15 protein-coding genes are annotated in these 19034 nt (G+C 30.6%); 4 read left to right on the forward strand and 11 right to left on the reverse strand.

Features of this window, described 5'->3' with window-relative positions:
• The first annotated feature begins 31 nt into the window (after positions 1-31).
• The 3 genes from pdhA (at position 32) to BUA86_RS01820 (ending at position 3684) form a co-directional block, all read left to right on the forward strand.
• The gene (gene pdhA / locus BUA86_RS01810; protein ID WP_072929311.1) at positions 32-1033 is read left to right on the forward strand and encodes a pyruvate dehydrogenase (acetyl-transferring) E1 component subunit alpha; all 1002 of its coding nucleotides are present in this window, start codon (positions 32-34) and stop codon (positions 1031-1033) included.
• A gap of 7 nt (positions 1034-1040) precedes the next feature.
• The gene (locus BUA86_RS01815) at positions 1041-2645 is read left to right on the forward strand and encodes a pyruvate dehydrogenase complex dihydrolipoamide acetyltransferase (protein WP_072929313.1); all 1605 of its coding nucleotides are present in this window, start codon (positions 1041-1043) and stop codon (positions 2643-2645) included.
• A gap of 100 nt (positions 2646-2745) precedes the next feature.
• On the forward strand, positions 2746-3684 hold the full coding sequence (locus BUA86_RS01820) for a YihY/virulence factor BrkB family protein (RefSeq protein ID WP_072929315.1): 939 nt from the start codon (positions 2746-2748) through the stop codon (positions 3682-3684).
• 60 nt (positions 3685-3744) lie between these two features.
• Here the strand turns inward: BUA86_RS01820 and BUA86_RS01825 are convergent, their stop codons facing one another.
• Positions 3745-4851, reverse strand: coding sequence for an inorganic phosphate transporter (locus BUA86_RS01825; protein ID WP_072929317.1), 1107 nt, complete (start codon positions 4849-4851; stop codon positions 3745-3747).
• A 26-nt stretch (positions 4852-4877) separates the two neighbouring features.
• Positions 4878-5522, reverse strand: coding sequence for a DUF47 domain-containing protein (locus BUA86_RS01830; protein WP_072929319.1), 645 nt, complete (start codon positions 5520-5522; stop codon positions 4878-4880).
• A 296-nt stretch (positions 5523-5818) separates the two neighbouring features.
• Here BUA86_RS01830 and BUA86_RS01835 point away from each other — a divergent pair, with 296 nt between their 5' ends.
• Complete coding sequence (locus BUA86_RS01835; RefSeq protein ID WP_072929320.1) at positions 5819-7162, forward strand: hypothetical protein; 1344 nt, start codon at positions 5819-5821, stop codon at positions 7160-7162.
• A gap of 62 nt (positions 7163-7224) precedes the next feature.
• Here BUA86_RS01835 and ftsY read toward each other — a convergent pair whose 3' ends face one another.
• The 9 genes from ftsY to BUA86_RS01880 form a co-directional block, all read right to left on the reverse strand.
• Positions 7225-8187 (reverse strand): signal recognition particle-docking protein FtsY, encoded by a 963-nt coding sequence (ftsY, locus tag BUA86_RS01840; protein WP_072929322.1) that lies wholly within the window; start codon positions 8185-8187, stop codon positions 7225-7227.
• 127 nt (positions 8188-8314) lie between these two features.
• Positions 8315-8464 (reverse strand): DUF4295 family protein, encoded by a 150-nt coding sequence (locus BUA86_RS01845; protein WP_072929324.1) that lies wholly within the window; start codon positions 8462-8464, stop codon positions 8315-8317.
• A gap of 14 nt (positions 8465-8478) precedes the next feature.
• On the reverse strand, positions 8479-8661 hold the full coding sequence (rpmG, locus tag BUA86_RS01850) for a 50S ribosomal protein L33 (RefSeq protein WP_072929326.1): 183 nt from the start codon (positions 8659-8661) through the stop codon (positions 8479-8481).
• A gap of 11 nt (positions 8662-8672) precedes the next feature.
• Positions 8673-8909, reverse strand: a complete 237-nt coding sequence (gene rpmB, locus BUA86_RS01855; RefSeq protein WP_038337064.1) for a 50S ribosomal protein L28 — start codon at positions 8907-8909, stop codon at positions 8673-8675.
• An 82-nt stretch (positions 8910-8991) separates the two neighbouring features.
• Positions 8992-10647, reverse strand: a complete 1656-nt coding sequence (gene lnt / locus BUA86_RS01860) for an apolipoprotein N-acyltransferase (RefSeq protein WP_072929328.1) — start codon at positions 10645-10647, stop codon at positions 8992-8994.
• An 80-nt stretch (positions 10648-10727) separates the two neighbouring features.
• Positions 10728-12374: a M1 family metallopeptidase gene (locus BUA86_RS01865; RefSeq protein ID WP_072929330.1), complete on the reverse strand. Its 1647-nt coding sequence runs from the start codon at positions 12372-12374 to the stop codon at positions 10728-10730.
• Between the two features lie 366 nt (positions 12375-12740).
• Entirely contained in the window at positions 12741-13793 is a 1053-nt protein-coding gene (locus BUA86_RS01870) for an alkaline phosphatase family protein (RefSeq protein WP_072929332.1), read from the reverse strand.
• A gap of 10 nt (positions 13794-13803) precedes the next feature.
• A complete protein-coding gene (locus BUA86_RS01875; protein ID WP_072929333.1) occupies positions 13804-15282 on the reverse strand; it encodes a SusD/RagB family nutrient-binding outer membrane lipoprotein in 1479 nt (492 codons plus the stop codon).
• A 12-nt stretch (positions 15283-15294) separates the two neighbouring features.
• On the reverse strand, positions 15295-18489 hold the full coding sequence (locus BUA86_RS01880) for a SusC/RagA family TonB-linked outer membrane protein (protein ID WP_072929335.1): 3195 nt from the start codon (positions 18487-18489) through the stop codon (positions 15295-15297).
• Positions 18490-19034 lie beyond the last annotated feature (545 nt).

Consider the following 19034-nt stretch of genomic DNA (forward strand, 5'->3'; position numbering starts at 1 on the left):
TTTAAATTTGTTCCAACGGAATTGTGCAATTATGGAAAAATTAACGCAAGAAACGTACCTACAGTGGTATCGTGATATGAACTTTTGGCGTCGCTTTGAGGACAAGTGTCGTTCATTATATTTAAAACAAAAAATTAGAGGTTTCTTACATTTATATAATGGTCAAGAAGCTTTACCAGCAGGTTTTTTACATGCAATGAAACCTGGAGATAAAGTAATTACAGCTTACCGTTGTCACGTTTGGCCAATCGCTTTAGGTGAAGATCCAAGAAGATTGATGGCAGAAATTACAGGAAAATCTACAGGAACTTCTCAAGGTTTAGGAGGTTCTATGCACTTTTTCAGTAAAGAACATGGTTTCTATGGAGGACATGGTATTGTTGGAGGACAAATTCCATTAGGAGCTGGTATGGCTTTTGGTGATAAGTTTAATGACAAAGACCACGTTACAATTTGTTTAATGGGAGATGGTGCAACTCGTCAAGGAACATTACACGAAACATTTAACATGGCTATGAACTGGAAATTACCAGTTGTTTTTGTGTGTGAAAACAATCAGTATGCAATGGGAACACCAGTTTCTCGTACAGCTAATCATGAAGATGTTTGGAAATTAGGTTTAGGGTATGAAATGCCTTGTATGCCTGTTGATGGTATGGATCCAGTTAAAGTTGCTGAAGCAGCTTACGAAGCTATCGAGCGTGCTCGTCGTGGAGATGGACCAACTTTCTTAGACGTTCGTACTTATCGTTATAGAGGACACTCTATGTCTGATGCTGAGCCTTACCGTACAAAAGATGAGGTTGAACAATACAAACAAGAAGATCCTATTTTAAATGTTGAATCTCATATTTTATCTAACAATTGGGCAACAAAAGAAGATTTAGAGTCGATTGTAAATGAAATGAAGGAAAAAGTTGAAGAGTGTGTAGACTTTGCAGAAAACTCACCTTTCCCTGATGAAGATGTAATGTACAAATACATTTATTCTGAACCAGATTATCCTTTCTTAGATAAAATAGAAAACAACTAATACAACCATGGCAGAAATTATTGCAATGCCTCGCTTAAGCGATACAATGGAAGAAGGAACCGTTGTTAAATGGCACAAAAATGTAGGAGATAAAATAGCTGAAGGTGATATTTTAGCTGATATTGAAACAGATAAAGCGATCCAAGAATTCGAATCTGAATTTGATGGTGTTTTATTATTTCAAGGTGTTGCTGAAGGGTCTACAACTAATGTAGATGAAATTTTAGCAATTATTGGAAATGAAGGAGAGGATATCTCTAGCTTAATAGGAGGAGGTAATTCTTCTAAAGAAGAGCCAAAACAAGAAGCTAAAACTGAAGCAGTAGAATCAAAAGAAGAAGCTGCACCAGCTGCAGATATTCCAGATAATGTAGAAGTAATTACAATGCCTCGTCTTTCTGATACAATGGAAGAAGGAACTGTAGTTGTTTGGCATAAAAATGTTGGAGATAAAGTTGCAGAAGGTGATATTTTAGCAGAAATTGAAACGGATAAAGCTGTTCAAGAATTCGAATCTGAATTTGATGGTGTTTTATTATTTCAAGGTGCTAAAGTAAATGAGCCAGCTCCAGTTGATACAATTTTAGCAATTATTGGTGAAGAAGGAACAGATGTTTCTGGAATTGTAGCAAATGGAGGAAAAACTTCAACAGCATCTAAATCTAAACCTGAGGAAACTGAGGACGACGAAAAACCAGTAGTTGTAGAATTAGATGTTAATAACAATAGCAAATCAGAAGAAACTAATGGACGTATCTTTGCATCTCCATTAGCAAAAACTATAGCAAAAGATAAAGGAATTAATTTAGCAGAAGTAAAAGGTTCTGGAGATAATGGGCGTATCATTAAAAAAGATATCGAAAATTATCAGCCAACTCAAGCAAAAGCTGAAACAAAAACTGAATCTAAACCAGCTCAAACATTTGTTTCTGGAGAAGATAAAGTAATTCCTAATTCTCAAATGAGAAAAGTAATTGCAAAACGTTTAGCAGAATCTAAATTTACAGCTCCTCATTATTACTTAAATGTTGAGTTAGATATGGATAACGCAATCGAAGCTCGTAAGCAATTAAATACTGTACCAAATACTAAAGTATCATTTAATGATATTGTTGTTAAGGCAGTAGCAATGGCTTTACGTCAGCATCCAGCAGTTAACTCTACTTGGACAGATAAAGAAATTATTCAACACGGAGACATCAACATTGGTGTAGCTGTTGCTGTAGAAGATGGTTTATTAGTTCCTGTTGTTAAAAACACAGATCAAAAATCATTCAATCAAATTTCTGCTGAAGTAAGAGATTATGCAGGACGTGCAAGAGATAGAAAATTAAAAGCAGACGAAATGGAAAAATCTACTTTCTCTGTATCTAATTTAGGTATGTTTGGAATCGAATCATTTACATCGATTATCAATCAACCAAATTCTTGTATTTTATCTGTAGGAGCAATCGTTCAGAAACCAGTTGTTAAAGATGGACAAATTGTAGTTGGTAACACAATGAAATTATCTTTAGCTTGTGATCACAGAACAGTTGATGGAGCTACAGGTGCACAGTTCTTACAAACATTAAAAATGTTTATAGAGAATCCTGTAACAATGTTAGTATAGACTAATGTTTTATATAAATAACAAAGACCATTCATAAAGAATGGTCTTTTTTTTGTTATGAATTCTATGAATGACTATTTTTAAACTATAAACTAACTGAATGAAGAGATTAAAATTCTACTATAATATCATTAAACAAACAATAATAGAATTCAGTGAAGATAGAATTATGAAGCTAAGTGCATCTTTAACATATTATGCCTTGTTTTCTTTATCACCATTAATTTTAATTGTTATTTCTAGTGCGAGTATTTTCTTTAAAAAGGATGCCATAGAAAATAGAATGTTTTATGAATTGAAAAACATAGTTGGTCCAGATGTAGCACTTGCAGTACAAAACTTTGTAACCAATTCTACCATTTCTGGAGATAGCTCTGTAGCGTTATATATTGGTATTGGTATTTTAATCTTTGGTTCTACGACTATGTTTGCCGATATGCAAGATAGTCTTAATCTTATTTGGAGAGTAGAAGCAATGCCAAGAAGAGCTTGGATAAAATTTATTATAAACAGAGGACTTTCGTTTTTAGTAATTCTTACTTTGGGATTGCTTTTAATTACAACAGTTATCTTAAATGGAGTTTTAGTGGGATTTGGAGAAGAGATTTTTAGTTTTCTTCATCTTGATACAATTATAACAAAAACATCTGTTATTTTTATTAATAATGGTTTAAGTATATTTATTTCTATTGTTATTTTTTACATCTTATTCAAGATATTACCAGATGCACATATAAAATCTAGACCAGCTTTAGTTGGAGCGGTTTTTACAGCGATTTTATTTTTTCTTGCAAAATATTTGATAGGAGTGTATTTAGCAAATACTAAATACTCTAAAATATTTGGTTCCGCTGCTTCGTTGGTAATTTTACTATTATGGATATATTATGTAGCGACAATAGTCTATCTAGGAGCGAAATTTACGAAGGTTTATGCCGAATGTAAAGGTTTTCCTATTATACCTAAAAAGAATGCAAAATTGAGAAGATTAACTTTTGTGGATCATAAAGTGAAGAATGATTATGATACAATTAATTAAAACATAAAAAAAGCAGTCTTATAAGACTGCTTTTTTTATGTAATAAAATATAAATATGTTTTATATAAATAATGTTATAACATAGTAAATTAAGGCTGCTAATATTGCAGAAACAGGAATTGTTAAAACCCACGCCCATAATAAACTAATAGTAACTCCCCATCTAACGGCAGAAACACGTTTTGTTAATCCTACACCGATAATAGAACCAGTAATTGTATGTGTTGTAGAAACTGGAATTCCGAAGTGCTCTGAAATATATAATGTCATAGCTCCAGATGTTTCAGCAACTACACCTTCTAATGGTGTTACTTTTGTAATTTTTGATCCCATTGTTTTGATGATTTTCCATCCACCACCCATTGTACCTAAAGCGATAACAATAAAAGATGTGATAGGAACCCATCCCCAATGACTAACAAAATGAGCAAACTTATCATCTGCTTGTACATATTCTATGTCGAAATCTACATTCATGTGGTAGAAGATAACTGCTGCACCAATAATACCCATTACTTTTTGTGCATCATTCATACCATGTCCTAAAGAGAATAAAGCAGAAGAAACTAATTGTAGTTTCTTGAACCATTTTTCTGCTTTTGCTGGCTTTGCTCTTTTACAAATATTTAAAGTAATAATTGTTAATACAGATGCGATTACCATTCCCATAAAAGGAGCTAGAAAGATAAATAATACAATTGGCACAACTTTTTTGTACACAATAACATCCTCTCCATTTACAGAAAAACCACCTGCATGTGCTATAGCAGCCCCAATAAATCCTCCAATTAAAGTATGAGAAGAAGAAGAAGGGATACCAAATTTCCAAGTTAATAGATTCCAAGAAATTGCAGCAATAATACCAGCTAAGATAACCTCTAATGTGATAAAATTTTCAGCAACAGATTTAGCAATTGTATTACCAATTTTAAATTCTCCTATCCAATAAACTGAAATGAAATAAGCTGCAAAATTAAATACAGCAGCCCATAATACAGCCTGAAATGGAGTTAAAACTTTTGTTGCAACAATTGTTGCAATAGCATTTGCCGCATCGTGAAAACCATTGATATAATCAAAAACAAATGATAAAATTATAATTGTAATCAATACTATACCTGGTGTTGACGTTAACATATCAGAAAACGCTGAAAAAAATTCTGTCATAATCTTTAATGATTTAGATTAAGTTGTTACGAGTGTTTAACTGCAACAGCTTCTAATACATTTGCAACACTTTTACATTTATCTGTTGCAGATTCTAATGAAGATAAAACTTCTTTATACTTAATGATGTTCTTAACGTCTGTTTCGTTTTCAAAGATCTCTTGAACAGCTTTGTCAAAAATACGATCAGATTTATTTTCTAATTTGTTGATTTGCTCACAAATTTCATAAACACGATTCAGGTTACGGAAATCTTTTAATTGATCAATTCCTTCACCGATTAATTGACAAGCTTCTAAATTAACAGCAGTAATTTTACGAATAGATTTCGTTATTTTTTCTACTTGATAAATGTTAATTCTATTTGCAGCTCCATTTAAATTATCAGCAACATAATCTATCGATTTTACAAGTTGATAAATATCTTCTCTATCGAATGGAGTAATAAAATTCTTACTTAATTCTAAGTTAGTTTTTTGAGTTAAATACTCAATTTTACTTTCTAGTTTAGAGATTTGTGCGATATAGTCCTCACGATCTTCAACCGGAGCATTCACACATTCGTGTAGTAATTCAGCTAGTTTTATTAAGCTTTTTGAAGCTTCCTCAAACAAAGGATAGAATACTTTATCCTTTGGAGTAAACAATTTAAAAAATGAGTTTACTGACATTTAAATTTAAATTTTGAACTGCAAAGTTAACAGATTAAGACTTAAGCGACATTAAATTAATGTAAATTTTTTTAACATTTAACGTTTCTCAGTCAATATAAATGGTTTAAAAATAATGTTTTTTATTTCTCAAATTTCAGTAAATCAGGTTGTTTTATAGTACTTTATTATGAAAATTATTTTTGTAATAAATATTCAATTGGTATGATTTTTGTAAAATCGGAAACACTCTAAAATTTTTTTAATAGATTTTAGATTATTACATATATTTAACCAACCAACAACCTATACAACCTATGAAATATTATCAACTGCTAATATGTTTATTTGTAAACATATGCTATGCGCAAAACATAGATTCTATACAGTCTCAAATAGATTCTATACAATATGATAGCGAAATAGATTTCCTAAAATCGAGATTAGAAAACTTAGAAAAAAAATTCGGTGTAACAGATTCTGTACAAAAAAAAGAATTTGGCTTGCTTCAACAAACGCGTATTAATATGTTTGTTTTAATGCGAATGGGAGAATTAGATTGGGATCAAAAAGTATTTAATCAACAAACACAAAAAGGAGAGAGAATTCATCCAAGATTTTGGTCTCGTCCTATGTTTTATGTATTCTTAAACTCTCAATTATCAGAGGATTTTGATTTTAGATTCAGTTTTCAAAACTATCCTTTCTCTATTTTTGGAGGAGATACCGATTTTCGTTTAGCGTTAGTTTTAGCGGAGATTTGGTTAAGATATAAGATTGATGATCATTACTCATTAAAATTTGGACGTCAAGACGTATCAAATATATGGGATAACCAGATAGGTACTCAATTTGATTTTTGGCAACATGATGGTTTATCGTTTAAAACGAATCATGATATTGGAAAATTAGATTTAACAACTCAATCTGCTTTTTTTCTAGAAAGATATGTTAATAATGCACCATTTAAAGAACAAGGAAAGTTGTATGGTATGTCTGCTAAGTTAGAAAATAAAACATCTAGAACTCCTTGGCATATTAGTACGGGATTAATGCGAGCAGAAAGTCTACCTAATACTTATTATAGTAGTATAGGACAGTTTTTTTATGATGGAGATTTAGCAAAAGAATATACAATCTTTTTATCTCAACTTTCTGTGAGGTTTAAAAACTTCGCGAATTTGGCATTTACGTTTGATTTCTTTCATAATTTCAATAACTATAAAAATAATCCACAATCTAGTCTTATTAGAGATGTAAAAGGAGAAACAAATATTATAAGAGATGCTGATGGAAATTATTCAGAGAATAAATCTTTTGATGCGTCTACTGCTCCAAATTTTAGAAATCAAAAATCAGGATTCTATGGGTCTGTTTCTTCAGATTTACCTTTTATTAGTAAAGATTTAAGAGTGTCTGCTGGTTATTTGTATATGCAAAAATATGCCGCTTTAGATTTCTTTGCTCAGTATGATTTAGCGCGTTGGGCATCTACCAATGTCAAAGGACCTGAATTTATGATAAAGTATAAATTGAATGATAGAATCTCTTTTAGAAATAGAACATTCTTTATAAAAGAGATAAAGGGACTTAATGGAGTTGATCCGGGTTTTGTTCGAGAAGGAAATCGAACAAGATTTGATATTATAATTAATTTTTAATGTGAAAAAAAACTCCTTTAGAATTTCTAAAGGAGTTTTTTATTTATATAAGAAATATAATTTTATTTTGTTCTTTTAAAGAAAGAATCTACAAATTCCATTTTATCAAATGCTTGTAAATCGTTTATTCCTTCACCAACACCAATATATTTTACTGGAATTTTAAACTGATCAGAAATACCAATTACAACTCCTCCTTTTGCTGTTCCATCTAATTTTGTTACAGCTAAAGCAGAAACTTCGGTTGCTTGTGTAAACTGTTTTGCTTGTTCAAATGCATTTTGCCCTGTAGAACCGTCTAAAACTAATAAAACTTCGTGTGGAGCATCTGGAATAACTTTTTGCATGACGCGTTTTATTTTTGTTAACTCATTCATTAAATTAACTTTGTTATGTAAACGACCTGCTGTATCTATTAATACAACATCAGCATTTTGAGCAACGGCAGATTGTATCGTGTCAAATGCTACAGAAGCAGGATCTGATCCCATTGCTTGTTTTACAATTGGAACACCAGCACGCTCCGACCAAATAACTAATTGGTCTACTGCAGCAGCTCGGAAAGTATCAGCTGCACCAAGTACAACTTTTAAACCTTGAGATTTAAATTGTGAGGCTAATTTTCCTATTGTAGTTGTTTTTCCAACACCATTTACTCCAACAACCATAATTACATACGGTACGTTTTTCTTTGGTATTGTAAATCCATTTGTATTTTCAATATTATTTTCAGAAAGTAAACCTGCTATTTCTTCTCTAAGAATAACATCAAGTTCAGAAGTTGAAACATATTTATCACGTTCTACACGTTCTTCTATTCTTCGAATAATTTTTACAGTAGTTTCTACTCCTACATCAGATGAGATAAGAACTTCTTCTAAATCATCTAAAACCTCGTCATCTACTTTTGATTTTCCAACAACAGCACGACTGATTTTATCAAATAGAGAAGTTTTAGATTTTTCTAAACCTTCATCTAATTTTTCTTTACTTTCTTTACCTAGTATTTTCTTGAACCAACTCATTGAAAGTTAATTTATCTTAAAAAATTTATGTACGAATATACATAAATTTAAAGCAAATAAAAAAGCTACCTTGAAAACGAGGCAGCTCAATTAATCTTAAATATTTTCTGTTAGAGTGATCTACAAATTATTTCGTAAAGAAAGAATCTGCTTGCTCAGCACTAACTACTTTTTCTACAAATACGTAAGCTCCACTTTTAGGAGATTTTACCATTTTGATTACTTTGGTCATCTTTTTAGACCCAGTTTGTAGTGTTGCTACCGTTTTCTTTGCCATCGTCTAAACTTTTATTATTTAATCTCCTTGTGAACTGTATACTTTTTCAATACTGAGTTATATTTTTTTAACTCAATACGATCTGGAGTATTTTTTTTGTTTTTAGTAGTGATATAACGAGACATTCCTGGCATACCACTTTCTTTATGCTCTGTACATTCTAAAATAACTTGTACTCTGTTTCCTTTTTTTGCCATGGTGTCCTAAATTATTTGATTAAACCTTCTTTGCGTGCGCGTTTAACAGCCTCATCAACGCCTAATTTGTTGATTGTTTTTAAACCGTGTGCAGAAACTCTTAATGTAATCCACTCACCAGTTTCTGGCATAAAAAATCTCTTTTTGAACAAATTCACTTCAAAAGTGCGTTTTGTTTTATTATTAGCATGAGAAACATTGTTTCCAACTAATCTCTTCTTACCTGTGATTTGACAAATCTTTGACATCTTATTTTGTATTGTCCTATTTTAAACGGAGTGCAAAGTAACAAATTATATATTACTTATACAACCCTTTAGGTTATTAATTTTATATTTTTTTCTTATTTTGTTTGTATAACAACTTCTGAGCAAGGGTATAAGCTAAGATAATTCCCATTATCAATAAAGCTACTCTTGCAATTACATCGCCATACTTAGTATAAAACGTTAATTCACTATTCATTAAGATTGTGCCATTTAAAGCACCTTGCTCACCGTATGGTAATGATTTCATTATATCTCCTCGCTGATTAACAAAAGCCGAAATACCTGAGTTTGCAGATCTAACAATAGCGCGTCTATTTTCAATAGCTCTTAAGTTACCATATAATAATAACTGTCTATGACCATCAGTAGAGCCCCACCAAGAATCGTTGGTCATTGTGAATAAAACATTTGCGCCTTCTCTCACATATTCTGTTGTGTAATCTCCGTAAATTGATTCGTAACATATAACCGGAGCAACAGAAGCGGTGTTTGTTTTATTTTTGAAAACAGAACGATGGGGTTGAATCCCTAACGTTTTTGTTGTGCCGCCAAAGTTAAGCATAAATTCTCCAATAATTGGTATTAAATATTTACGATATGGAAAATTTTCTACTCCAGGTACTAATTTACTCTTATGATAAACTTCTATAGAATCATTTCCACTTATTTGTAAAGCCGAATTATAGGCATCATACCAAGTTATTCCATCTCGCATGACAGATGCTGTTTCTGTTGCTAAAGAAGACATAGGATAAATTCGCATAATTGATGCGCCTGTTACAAAATGTACATCATTTTTAGCTTTTGTCCATTGCTGGATGTCTTTTACAATTAAATCAGTATATAAATTATCAAATATAAGAGCAGAAGATCCAGGAACTGCGGTTTCTGGTGCTACAACAAATTGTGTTTTAGGTTGAATATTTTTTAAAGCCAATTCTTTTAATTCACCATAAATCTGTAAACCATCTTTCATGTACTTTTCATTGTACGGATCTAAATCTGGTTGTAGAATAAGAACATCAAGTGCTTTTCCTTTTTCTTCGTAATTAGCATACATTATATATGATATTCCGATAGGAACAGCAATTAATAATCCTGCATAAATTCCTAATTTATTTAGATATTTTATTTCTTTCTTATTAATGTATGCAGTTAAATAATAAAAGATGATAATGTTAACAATCCAAATCCATAATGCTCCTCCAAAAGTACCAGTATATTCGTACCATTGTACCCACTCATAGTATTTTGCAAAACCATTTCCTAAATTAAACCATGGCCAAGTTAATTCCCAATTAAGTGTTAGTTTATCAAAACTCATCCAAATAGCTGGAAGAAAAACTAAACCATATAGGTTTCCTGCTTTTGTTTTTACAAAATGATAGATTTGAAAAACAATTGACATAAATAATGCGTTAGCAATAACAGGTATTAAATATGCACTCCACGAATTATGTAGAGTTCCATTAGCATCTGTTTCTTGTGCATAATGTAACCACCAAATAACAATAGCATTCCATATAAAGAAAGCTAAAAATGAAAGTCCGAAAATTTTACGTCCTTTCTTTTTAAATTCTGCTCGTTGTGTAATTTGATGTTCAGCTAACATCAAAGGAACAAAACCAATGAATAGTAATAGTGGAAAACCATGAGATGGCCAACCAGCTGTTAATAATAATCCTGATGCGATTGCGTACGCAATGTATTTTTTCATGCTACAAATTTATACTTTTTAAAGACTTACTGTGTGATGATATTTGTTGGGAATTATTTAAAATTATTTTTGCTAAACTTTTATAAGTCTATATGCGTTTCGATGTAATAATTAGGGTCAATTGTAATGTCAATTACTTTTTTAATTGAGTTACTTTTTAATGTTTGCCATTCTGCTGTTGGATAAATTATTTCTTTAGAATTTTTAAGACGTAATGGCATAGCAAATCCATCTACAATATTGTTGTATCTATAATCTATCTTATTACCGTTTTGTTTTAGTTCTAAAACAGGAATTTTAATAGTTCTTAAATATTGGTTGAAGAATGCAGTTAAATCTAAGCCAGAAAAATTAGCTATAAAGCTTTCTATTTGTTCTGTTGTAACTGTTTGATGATAAAACTCTTTGTTCATTCCTCGCAACATTTGTCTAAACTTTTCATCATCATTCATCCACGTTCTCAAAGTATGAATCATGTTTGCTCCTTTAGAGTACATATCACCACTTCCTTCTTGGTTTACACCATACACTCCAATAATTGGAATATCGTTCTGAATTGATTGTCTTGTTCCACGAACATATTCGGATCCAGCTTCTTTACCATTATAAGTTTCTACAAATAAGGTTTCCGAATAAGATGTAAAAGATTCGTGTATCCACATATCAGCAACATCTTTTTCTGTAATATTATTTCCAAACCATTCGTGTCCAGCTTCATGAACAATAATAAAATCCCAATTTTCACCCCATCCAGATCCAGATAAATCTCGACCTAAATAACCGTTTGCGAATCTATTTCCATAAGCAATTCCCGATTGATGTTCCATTCCTAAGTGTGGAGCTTCTATAATTTTAAATGAATCTTCATAGAAAGCATATGGACCAAACCAATGTTCAAAACTTTTTAACATCAATTTTGCTTGTTCAAATTGTGTTTTAGCTTTCTCTAAATTATAATCTAAAACATAATAATCTAAGTCTAATTTTCCTTTTTCTCCTTGATATGTATCTTTAAAGTTGACATAATTACCAATGTAAGGAATGATATTATAGTTGTTAATTGGATTAATTACTTTCCAAACAGCAACATTTTTACCATTACGTTTTTCTTGTTTAATTAATCGTCCATTTCCAATACCAAGTAATTCTTTAGGAGTTATGATTTCTAGCTCCATTCCATTATCTGGCTCATCTCCCAAATAATCTTTATTAGGAAACCAAGCACTTGCTCCTAAACCTTGTACGGCAACAGATATCCAATCTCTTTGTTTTGCATCTTTAGTAAAAATCCAACCACCATCCCAAGGAGCTCTAACAGCTATACGAGGATTACCTGAATAAGATATTTTTAGAAGATTATCTTTCGATTTTAATTTCGATTTTTCTGTATTAATAAAATAAACATTTCCATCTCGTTTAAAATCTATAACTTCTTTTCCATTAAGATTAATGCTCTTAATCTCCATAGGAGTTTGTAAATCTATTTGTAAAAGTTTGTTATGCTTTTTGCTAGTTTCATCAAATTTTATATCAACATTTCCTTTAATAAATTTATCTTCACTAGTAGGTTCAACACTAATTTTATAATGTTTTACATTCCACCAATCACGAAATTCGTTGTTAGTACCTCTTAAAGAATCTTGCCTTGTAAATTCTTTTTTATGATGTAAAACTTGGGCATTAGCTGTTATTGAAACAAAGCCCATTAAGAGTATTAATTTTTTCATAATAATTTTTAAAACCTTATCAAAAGTAGCATTATTAACTAAATAAAAGTAACTATTAAAAGTAATACAAGTGTTTAATTTTTCTTGTTTTTTAACTTCATATCTTTTAAAAAGATTCTTTTAATAAATTTAAAAATATAAAAACAATTTAAAACTTTCAATATGGAAGACTATTGACTGTCTTAGGGATAGTTATGCTCTTAATATTATGAAAAATGTAAACGACAGGCGAGATTTTAAAGTGTTTGGAAAGAATAATTTACGAAACCTTATCATTGAAAATTATAAATAAATACGAATGTGAATCAATTGACATAAAAAAATCAGCTTATAAAGCTGATTTTTTTATGTGTAAATATGAAAATTTTATAAAATAGATTTTCCAACAGATTGATTTGTTTTATATGGAACACCAATTATTTTTGACATTGTTTCTGCTAATTGATTGTTATAAAACTGACCTTTTGTTTTAATTGGTTTTATCTTGTTTCCAAACATAATAATCCAAGATTCATCTGCTCCCTTTATTTTATTGCCATGATGTTGCCATTCGTCTCCAGTTCCTCTTCCGTGATCTGTTGTAATGATAAATGTTGTTTGATTTTTATAGAAAGGATCATTTTGTGTATAATCCCAAAGTTCTTTTATCATCTTATCATTAACATGAGCAGATTCTATGTAATGATCATAATCTCCGTCATGCGCAAAATCATCAGTTTCTCCATATCCAATGTAAACAACTTTAGGTTTTTTAGTTTTCATTGTTTCCAAAGCAAAATTATGAGTAAAAACATCAAAACGAACACCTCCCCAACGCTGTGGAGTTTCATCTTGGTATTTGTTAATTAATTTTTCTGTTTCGTTTGGATTTGTAGCATGTGCATACCCAGCATTAATTGGTAGTTTACTACGTTCGTAATTAAAAATATATGGAAAAACATCCCAACTTCCGTAAATATAAACACTGTTTTTGTACCAAGGATGTTGATTAATTTGTTCGAAAATAGAAACATTAGGGTTTAAGATTTTATCGTTACTATTTATGCGATTATTATCTGCAAAACCAGTAATTGTTTCATTGTATCCAGGGTAAGAAAAATGCATTGTATTATGAACGTTTACTAAACTCCCTTGATTTCTATCACCTAAGATAATTCCATCTTTAGCAACATGATTCCAAATAAAAGGCATTAGTTTAGCTCTTTTTTCCTCAGGAGTTTTTGCATCAAATGCAGTTTTTAACTCTTCTATTTTAGAATTATATTTTTTGTTATTGGCTAATTCATTGTCAATACCATTAAATAATTCTTGCCAACGCCAACCATCAAGCGTAATAAAAACTATTTTTTGTTCTTGAGCTTGTGTTATTTGACTAAATACACAAGATATTATTGTAAGTAATCCTATTAATTTTTTCATTAGAATAATTTTAATTGTACAACCAAGTTTTTAAATTGATATTATCAGTTCCATTAAACTGACGAGAGATAGATTCTTGTAAATTCGTAGTGTTGTTATTGTATTCACTCGTTGGATATAAAAATCTATAAGGTTTTGCCGTTCCTGTTTGTATAGGAAGGTTAGGATAATTTGTTCTTAAGTAATCAAAGAAAAAGTTCCAACCTTGTTGATGAAAAGCAGAAAGGTAACGTTGTGTCATTATAAGCTCTAATTGTGCATTTAAATTTGTAGCACGATCAAAATTTACTAAATCTTGAATTAAGTAATTGTTCACATCAAAATCTGCAAAGTAAGTTGAAGCATTTGGAGAGTTTCTTGAATAAAAATCGAATGAGGCTTTGATTGAATTCTCATAGTGATTTTTTGCTCCAGAAGAAATCCATCCTCTTGCAGCAGCCTCAGCTAAAATTAATTCTTGTTCCGAATAACTTAATAAAGAATGTGGTTCGTTAATAGCATCTCTGTAAAAACGTTGATTAACTTTAGATATATTTTGTTGCTGAACTAATGCTTCATTATTTGCATAAGGAACAATAGGATCTCCACCATTATACCCATTAAAGTTTGTAAGAGCTAAACCTTGAGAGGATGCTTGTCCTGTTCTTTCTGCAAAAGAAAATAACCGAGGATCTTTTCTTTCTTGAAACAATTTAATGTAAGAACCAGACATATAAATACTAGATCCGTAATCACTATCATTAAAAGAAGTATAACGATTGTCTAAACGATCAAAGAAAACCAATTGCGCATTATCGTCACTAGAAGACATTAAGTTTTGGTTTTGAACAATTGCTGAAAATTGACTAGCTACACTATTTCCATTAATTGATCCTTTGTTAGATAAAGTCATTAAAACTCTTAAGCGAAAGGCATTAATTAACTTTTTCCATTTTGTTGTGTTTCCATTGTAAATAATATCACCAGAAATAGCATCATTTGTATTAATTAAATTATTTGCTTCTTCTAATTCCTTTAGAACTCCTGTGAAAACAGCTTCTTGAGAATCATATTTTGGATTAAAAACTTGAGAAGATTCACCTTTTAATGCTTCCGAATATGGTATTTCTCCAAACATAACAGTTAGGTTATAAAAATGATATGCTTTGAAGAATTTAGCTATAGCAATGTAATTATTGTTATTTGTTAATTTCGCTTCTTCAATCATTTTTTCGGCTTGCATTAAAGTTTCATATCGACTATATGAACCTTGGTTCCATTTAAAATATTGAAAAACGTTTTCTCCAGAAGTTAAAATAATCATTCTAGAAGCGAATAAAGGATCTTTCCCTGCTGCTTGAAACGTTGTTCTAGAAATGTTAGTTAATAACAAAGCAGGTGAAACATGTGATGGGTCGTTTGGATTAGTATTTATTTCATCTAAATCTGACTCACATGAAAATAACATTCCTGTGATAAAAATGGTAAGTATAAATTGAATAATTTTCATTTTCGTGTTGTTTTAAAATTTAACATTAACACCCATTCCAATCCATCTAGAAGAAGGATCTTGAATGTCGTTCTTGCTTCCTGTTCGTTCGTCATTAATGTTGTTATAATCTGGATCAGAATATAAACCTTTCGCTTTTTTCCAAATAGCTAGATTGTATCCAGAAACATTTACTACAATACCTTTAAAAGTTTTTGAGTGTTTTAAATGAGACGAGAAATCATAAGATAATACGACAGAGCGTAATTTTATAAATGTTCTATCAAACACATTTGCAAAAAGTTTACTTTCATCTTCTGTTACACGAGCACGATAAGGGTAATTTTGCGCCCATGATTGCCAGCTTATAGCTGTTGTATGAGGTGAATATGTTCGTGTGTCTGAAATAATATTTCCGTTTATATCATACTGTACATTTCCTCCAGTTACATTAACACCGTTTGGTACAAATACATAATTTCCACCAGCATATTCTTCGTCACGATATTGTACAGAGTTAGGATGTTTTCCTCCCCACCACATTTTTTCTACAACTTCCGAACGCATGATACCTCCAACACTTCCATCGATACCAATATCTAAGCTCCAACCTTTATATTTAAATGTATTGTTGAAACCAAATGTCCAGTCAGGATTAAGATGTCCAATTTTTCTTGCATAAGGATCAATAGTTGGCATTCCAGTTGTAGGGTTTAAAATAACTTGCCCTTCACTGTTTTTCAACCATTGCGAATCGTAATAACTATCAATACGATCATCTAATCTAAAATTTCCGTAACGATCTTGATTGTTGTAAATACTTGTTAATTTTTGTTCGAACTTACTCCAGTTAATTAAAGATTTCCAAGTGAAATTTGCTGTTTTAACAGGAACAAAACCTAATGTTAATTCAAATCCGTTTGTTGTGTACTCATTACCATTTACATATCTCTCTTTAAATCCTGAAGCTTCTGAAGTAGGTAATTTTACGATTTGATTATAATCTTTGATATTATAATAAGTTGCTCCTAATGTAATTCTGTTTTTAAATAAATTAGCATTTAAACCTAATTCATAAGAATCAGAAGTTTCTGGTTTTATATTAGAATTAGCTAATAATGTTGGATAAGAAGCTGTTTGGTTACCGTTATAGTTTAATTGTCCTGTTAAGTAATAATTGTTTAGACTATAAGGATCTAAACCTCCAGAAACTTTTGCCCAAGAACCATAAATTTTTAACATGTCTATAAAAGAAGGCATATCAATTAAATTTGAGATAACTAAACTTGAAGAAACAGAAGGATAAAAATAAGAGCGATTATTTGCAGGTAAAGTAGAATTCCAGTCATTTCTGAAAGAAGCATTTAAAAATAATGCATCAAAAAAACTTAAATCAACAGTTGTAAATAAACTCTGAATTAATCTTTCATTCATTCTTCCTCTAGATAAAACATTTCCTTCCGAGTTTCCTAAGTTGTAAACACCCGGAACAATTAATCCATCAGTTTCAGAATATAAATTGTCTTTTTTCCAATAATTAACAGCACCTCCCGCATTAATTACAACCTCAACTTTATCATTAAACAACGATTTTTTATAAGAAGCTAGGAAATCATAATCAACTAAAATATCATTCTCCTTCGTAATACTATAACGTCCTTCTCTTGGCGCACTGTAATTAAAAAATGATTTTGGACTTTTCATTTCCAATTGCTCATTTTCTTTAATTAACGATACATTCGTTTTAAATGATAAGTCCTCAGTTGCTTTAAATTCTAATCCAATTTGGCTGTTAATAACTTCTGTTAGTTTTTCATTCTTGTAATTAGAAGCACTAAACCAAGGGTTGTTGTACCAAGCATAATTGTAGTTAGCTTGTCTAAAACCTTCCATTCCAGGAACCCACTGGTGTTTTTGTAAATCTCTTCCATTTACATCATTTCCCATCCAAATTAGAATTGTGTACATATGCCCACTCGGGTTGTAATTATAATTTGGTACGTTTGGCGTATAAGAACGATTGTATGATATTTTAGAATTTAATTTTAATTGATCTGTAATGTTTATAGTTCCATTTAAAGATAATCCTCCACGATTTAATTTAGATTCTGGAATTCTATCATTCATTTCTAAATAGTTTCCAGAAATTCTTAAAGAACCTTTATCACTATTCATATTCACTGCAAAATTCGTGTTAGAAATAGAACCAGCTTTTAAGAAATAATCAAGATTATCGTGGTTTACCCATGGAGTTGGAACTCTTTCATATAAAGTACGATCATTGTAAGCTGTTCCTGCAACATCTCCGTACCATGGAATAATTTCTCCTGTTTGTTTATTTCGAATAGGACTATTCCATTGAGCGATTAATTGACCTTGATTTAATTTTGGTCCCCAAATCATATCACCATCACTAATACCACCATCAGCACCATCCCAAAATTCATACTTTCCGTTAGATCCGTTTCCGTATTGATTTTGTGTTTCAGGATAAACTGTAAAACCGGCTGTGTACATTATATTTTGTGATAATTCAACAGATACACCAGCTTTATTAGCTTTTTTAGTTGTAATAATAACAACTCCATCTTTTCCTCTAGAGCCATAAAGAGCAGAAGCAGAAGTTCCTTTTAAAACATTAATATTCTCAATGTCATTCTGATTTAAGGCAGCGAAAGCATCTTCGTTTACAATAAAACCATCAATTACAATAACTGGACTTTTTCCTCTTAAATTAAACGTTGGTGCTTGTTGCATTCCAGGAGGATTCGAAACATAAAGACCAGCAACCTGACCAGAGAATAAGTTTCCAACATTTGGAGTTGTAACTCGTTCAATAGTTCCAGTTCCAATTTCTTGTGTTGCATAACCAACTTTTTTCTGTTCTTTAGTGATTCCTAGTGCTGTTACAACCACTTCGTTTAGTTCATTTTCAACACTTTTAATCAAAGTTAATTGATAATTTGTTTGATCTGAAACAACAATCTCTAATGATTGATAGTCTAATCCTTCTACTACAATAATGTCACTTTTTGATGCTTTGATTTTAAAGTTACCATCTGCATCAGTTTCTGCATTTTCGTTAGTAGATAAATTCGTTACAATAACGTTCTCTAAGGGTTTATTTTCTAAACTCTGAACTTTCCCAGAAATTATATTTTCTTGCTGACTAAAAGCGCAACTCGCAGCAGAAAAAATAAGCATCAAGGATAAAAAATTCTTTCTCATTCTTAAAAATTTTAACAAAATTACCCTTAGTATGTTAACAGAATCTTAAAGCAATTTTAAATAAAATTGAATATATTGTTAACTGAAAATTGAATGAATGTTTACTAAATGTAAAGCCTATTATAAATAAAGAATAAATGGAAGAAGATTTTAAAAATAGAATTAATTATTTGAAAAACAGTAAATTAATTATTGAAGCTTTATTTGAGATTCTAAATTATTTTGAATTAAATCATTCTTCTTTTACAGGATTTGTTTTTAGAGATGAGATAGATTCTAAAGGATTATTATTAACAGCTGAAGGAGATGAACAAAATGGCTTTACTATTCATATTCCTCAAAATATTTTAGATTTTGATTTAGCTTTGGTTTCTAATTTATTGATGCATGAAGTGATTCATCTTTACCAAAGATCTGGACAGAATCAAATAAAAGAACGAGAAGAACGAGAATGGCAAGCTTATACAGAAATGATTTATCATACAATGTTTCCAAATGTTCCTAATTTGACGAACTTTTATAAAAAACAATTTGGTGAGAAGGCG

The sequence above is a fragment of the Chishuiella changwenlii genome (assembly GCF_900142565.1).
In the GTDB taxonomy this organism is placed as follows: domain Bacteria; phylum Bacteroidota; class Bacteroidia; order Flavobacteriales; family Weeksellaceae; genus Empedobacter; species Empedobacter changwenlii.

Coding starts and splice junctions, on each gene's coding strand:
- pdhA (WP_072929311.1), top strand. CDS start 32: ATGGAAAAATTAACGCAAGAAACGTACCTACAGTGGTATCGTGATATG.
- BUA86_RS01815 (WP_072929313.1), top strand. CDS start 1,041: ATGGCAGAAATTATTGCAATGCCTCGCTTAAGCGATACAATGGAAGAA.
- BUA86_RS01820 (WP_072929315.1), top strand. CDS start 2,746: ATGAAGAGATTAAAATTCTACTATAATATCATTAAACAAACAATAATA.
- BUA86_RS01825 (WP_072929317.1), bottom strand. CDS start 4,851: ATGACAGAATTTTTTTCAGCGTTTTCTGATATGTTAACGTCAACACCA.
- BUA86_RS01830 (WP_072929319.1), bottom strand. CDS start 5,522: ATGTCAGTAAACTCATTTTTTAAATTGTTTACTCCAAAGGATAAAGTA.
- BUA86_RS01835 (WP_072929320.1), top strand. CDS start 5,819: ATGAAATATTATCAACTGCTAATATGTTTATTTGTAAACATATGCTAT.
- ftsY (WP_072929322.1), bottom strand. CDS start 8,187: ATGAGTTGGTTCAAGAAAATACTAGGTAAAGAAAGTAAAGAAAAATTA.
- BUA86_RS01845 (WP_072929324.1), bottom strand. CDS start 8,464: ATGGCAAAGAAAACGGTAGCAACACTACAAACTGGGTCTAAAAAGATG.
- rpmG (WP_072929326.1), bottom strand. CDS start 8,661: ATGGCAAAAAAAGGAAACAGAGTACAAGTTATTTTAGAATGTACAGAG.
- rpmB (WP_038337064.1), bottom strand. CDS start 8,909: ATGTCAAAGATTTGTCAAATCACAGGTAAGAAGAGATTAGTTGGAAAC.
- lnt (WP_072929328.1), bottom strand. CDS start 10,647: ATGAAAAAATACATTGCGTACGCAATCGCATCAGGATTATTATTAACA.
- BUA86_RS01865 (WP_072929330.1), bottom strand. CDS start 12,374: ATGAAAAAATTAATACTCTTAATGGGCTTTGTTTCAATAACAGCTAAT.
- BUA86_RS01870 (WP_072929332.1), bottom strand. CDS start 13,793: ATGAAAAAATTAATAGGATTACTTACAATAATATCTTGTGTATTTAGT.
- BUA86_RS01875 (WP_072929333.1), bottom strand. CDS start 15,282: ATGAAAATTATTCAATTTATACTTACCATTTTTATCACAGGAATGTTA.
- BUA86_RS01880 (WP_072929335.1), bottom strand. CDS start 18,489: ATGAGAAAGAATTTTTTATCCTTGATGCTTATTTTTTCTGCTGCGAGT.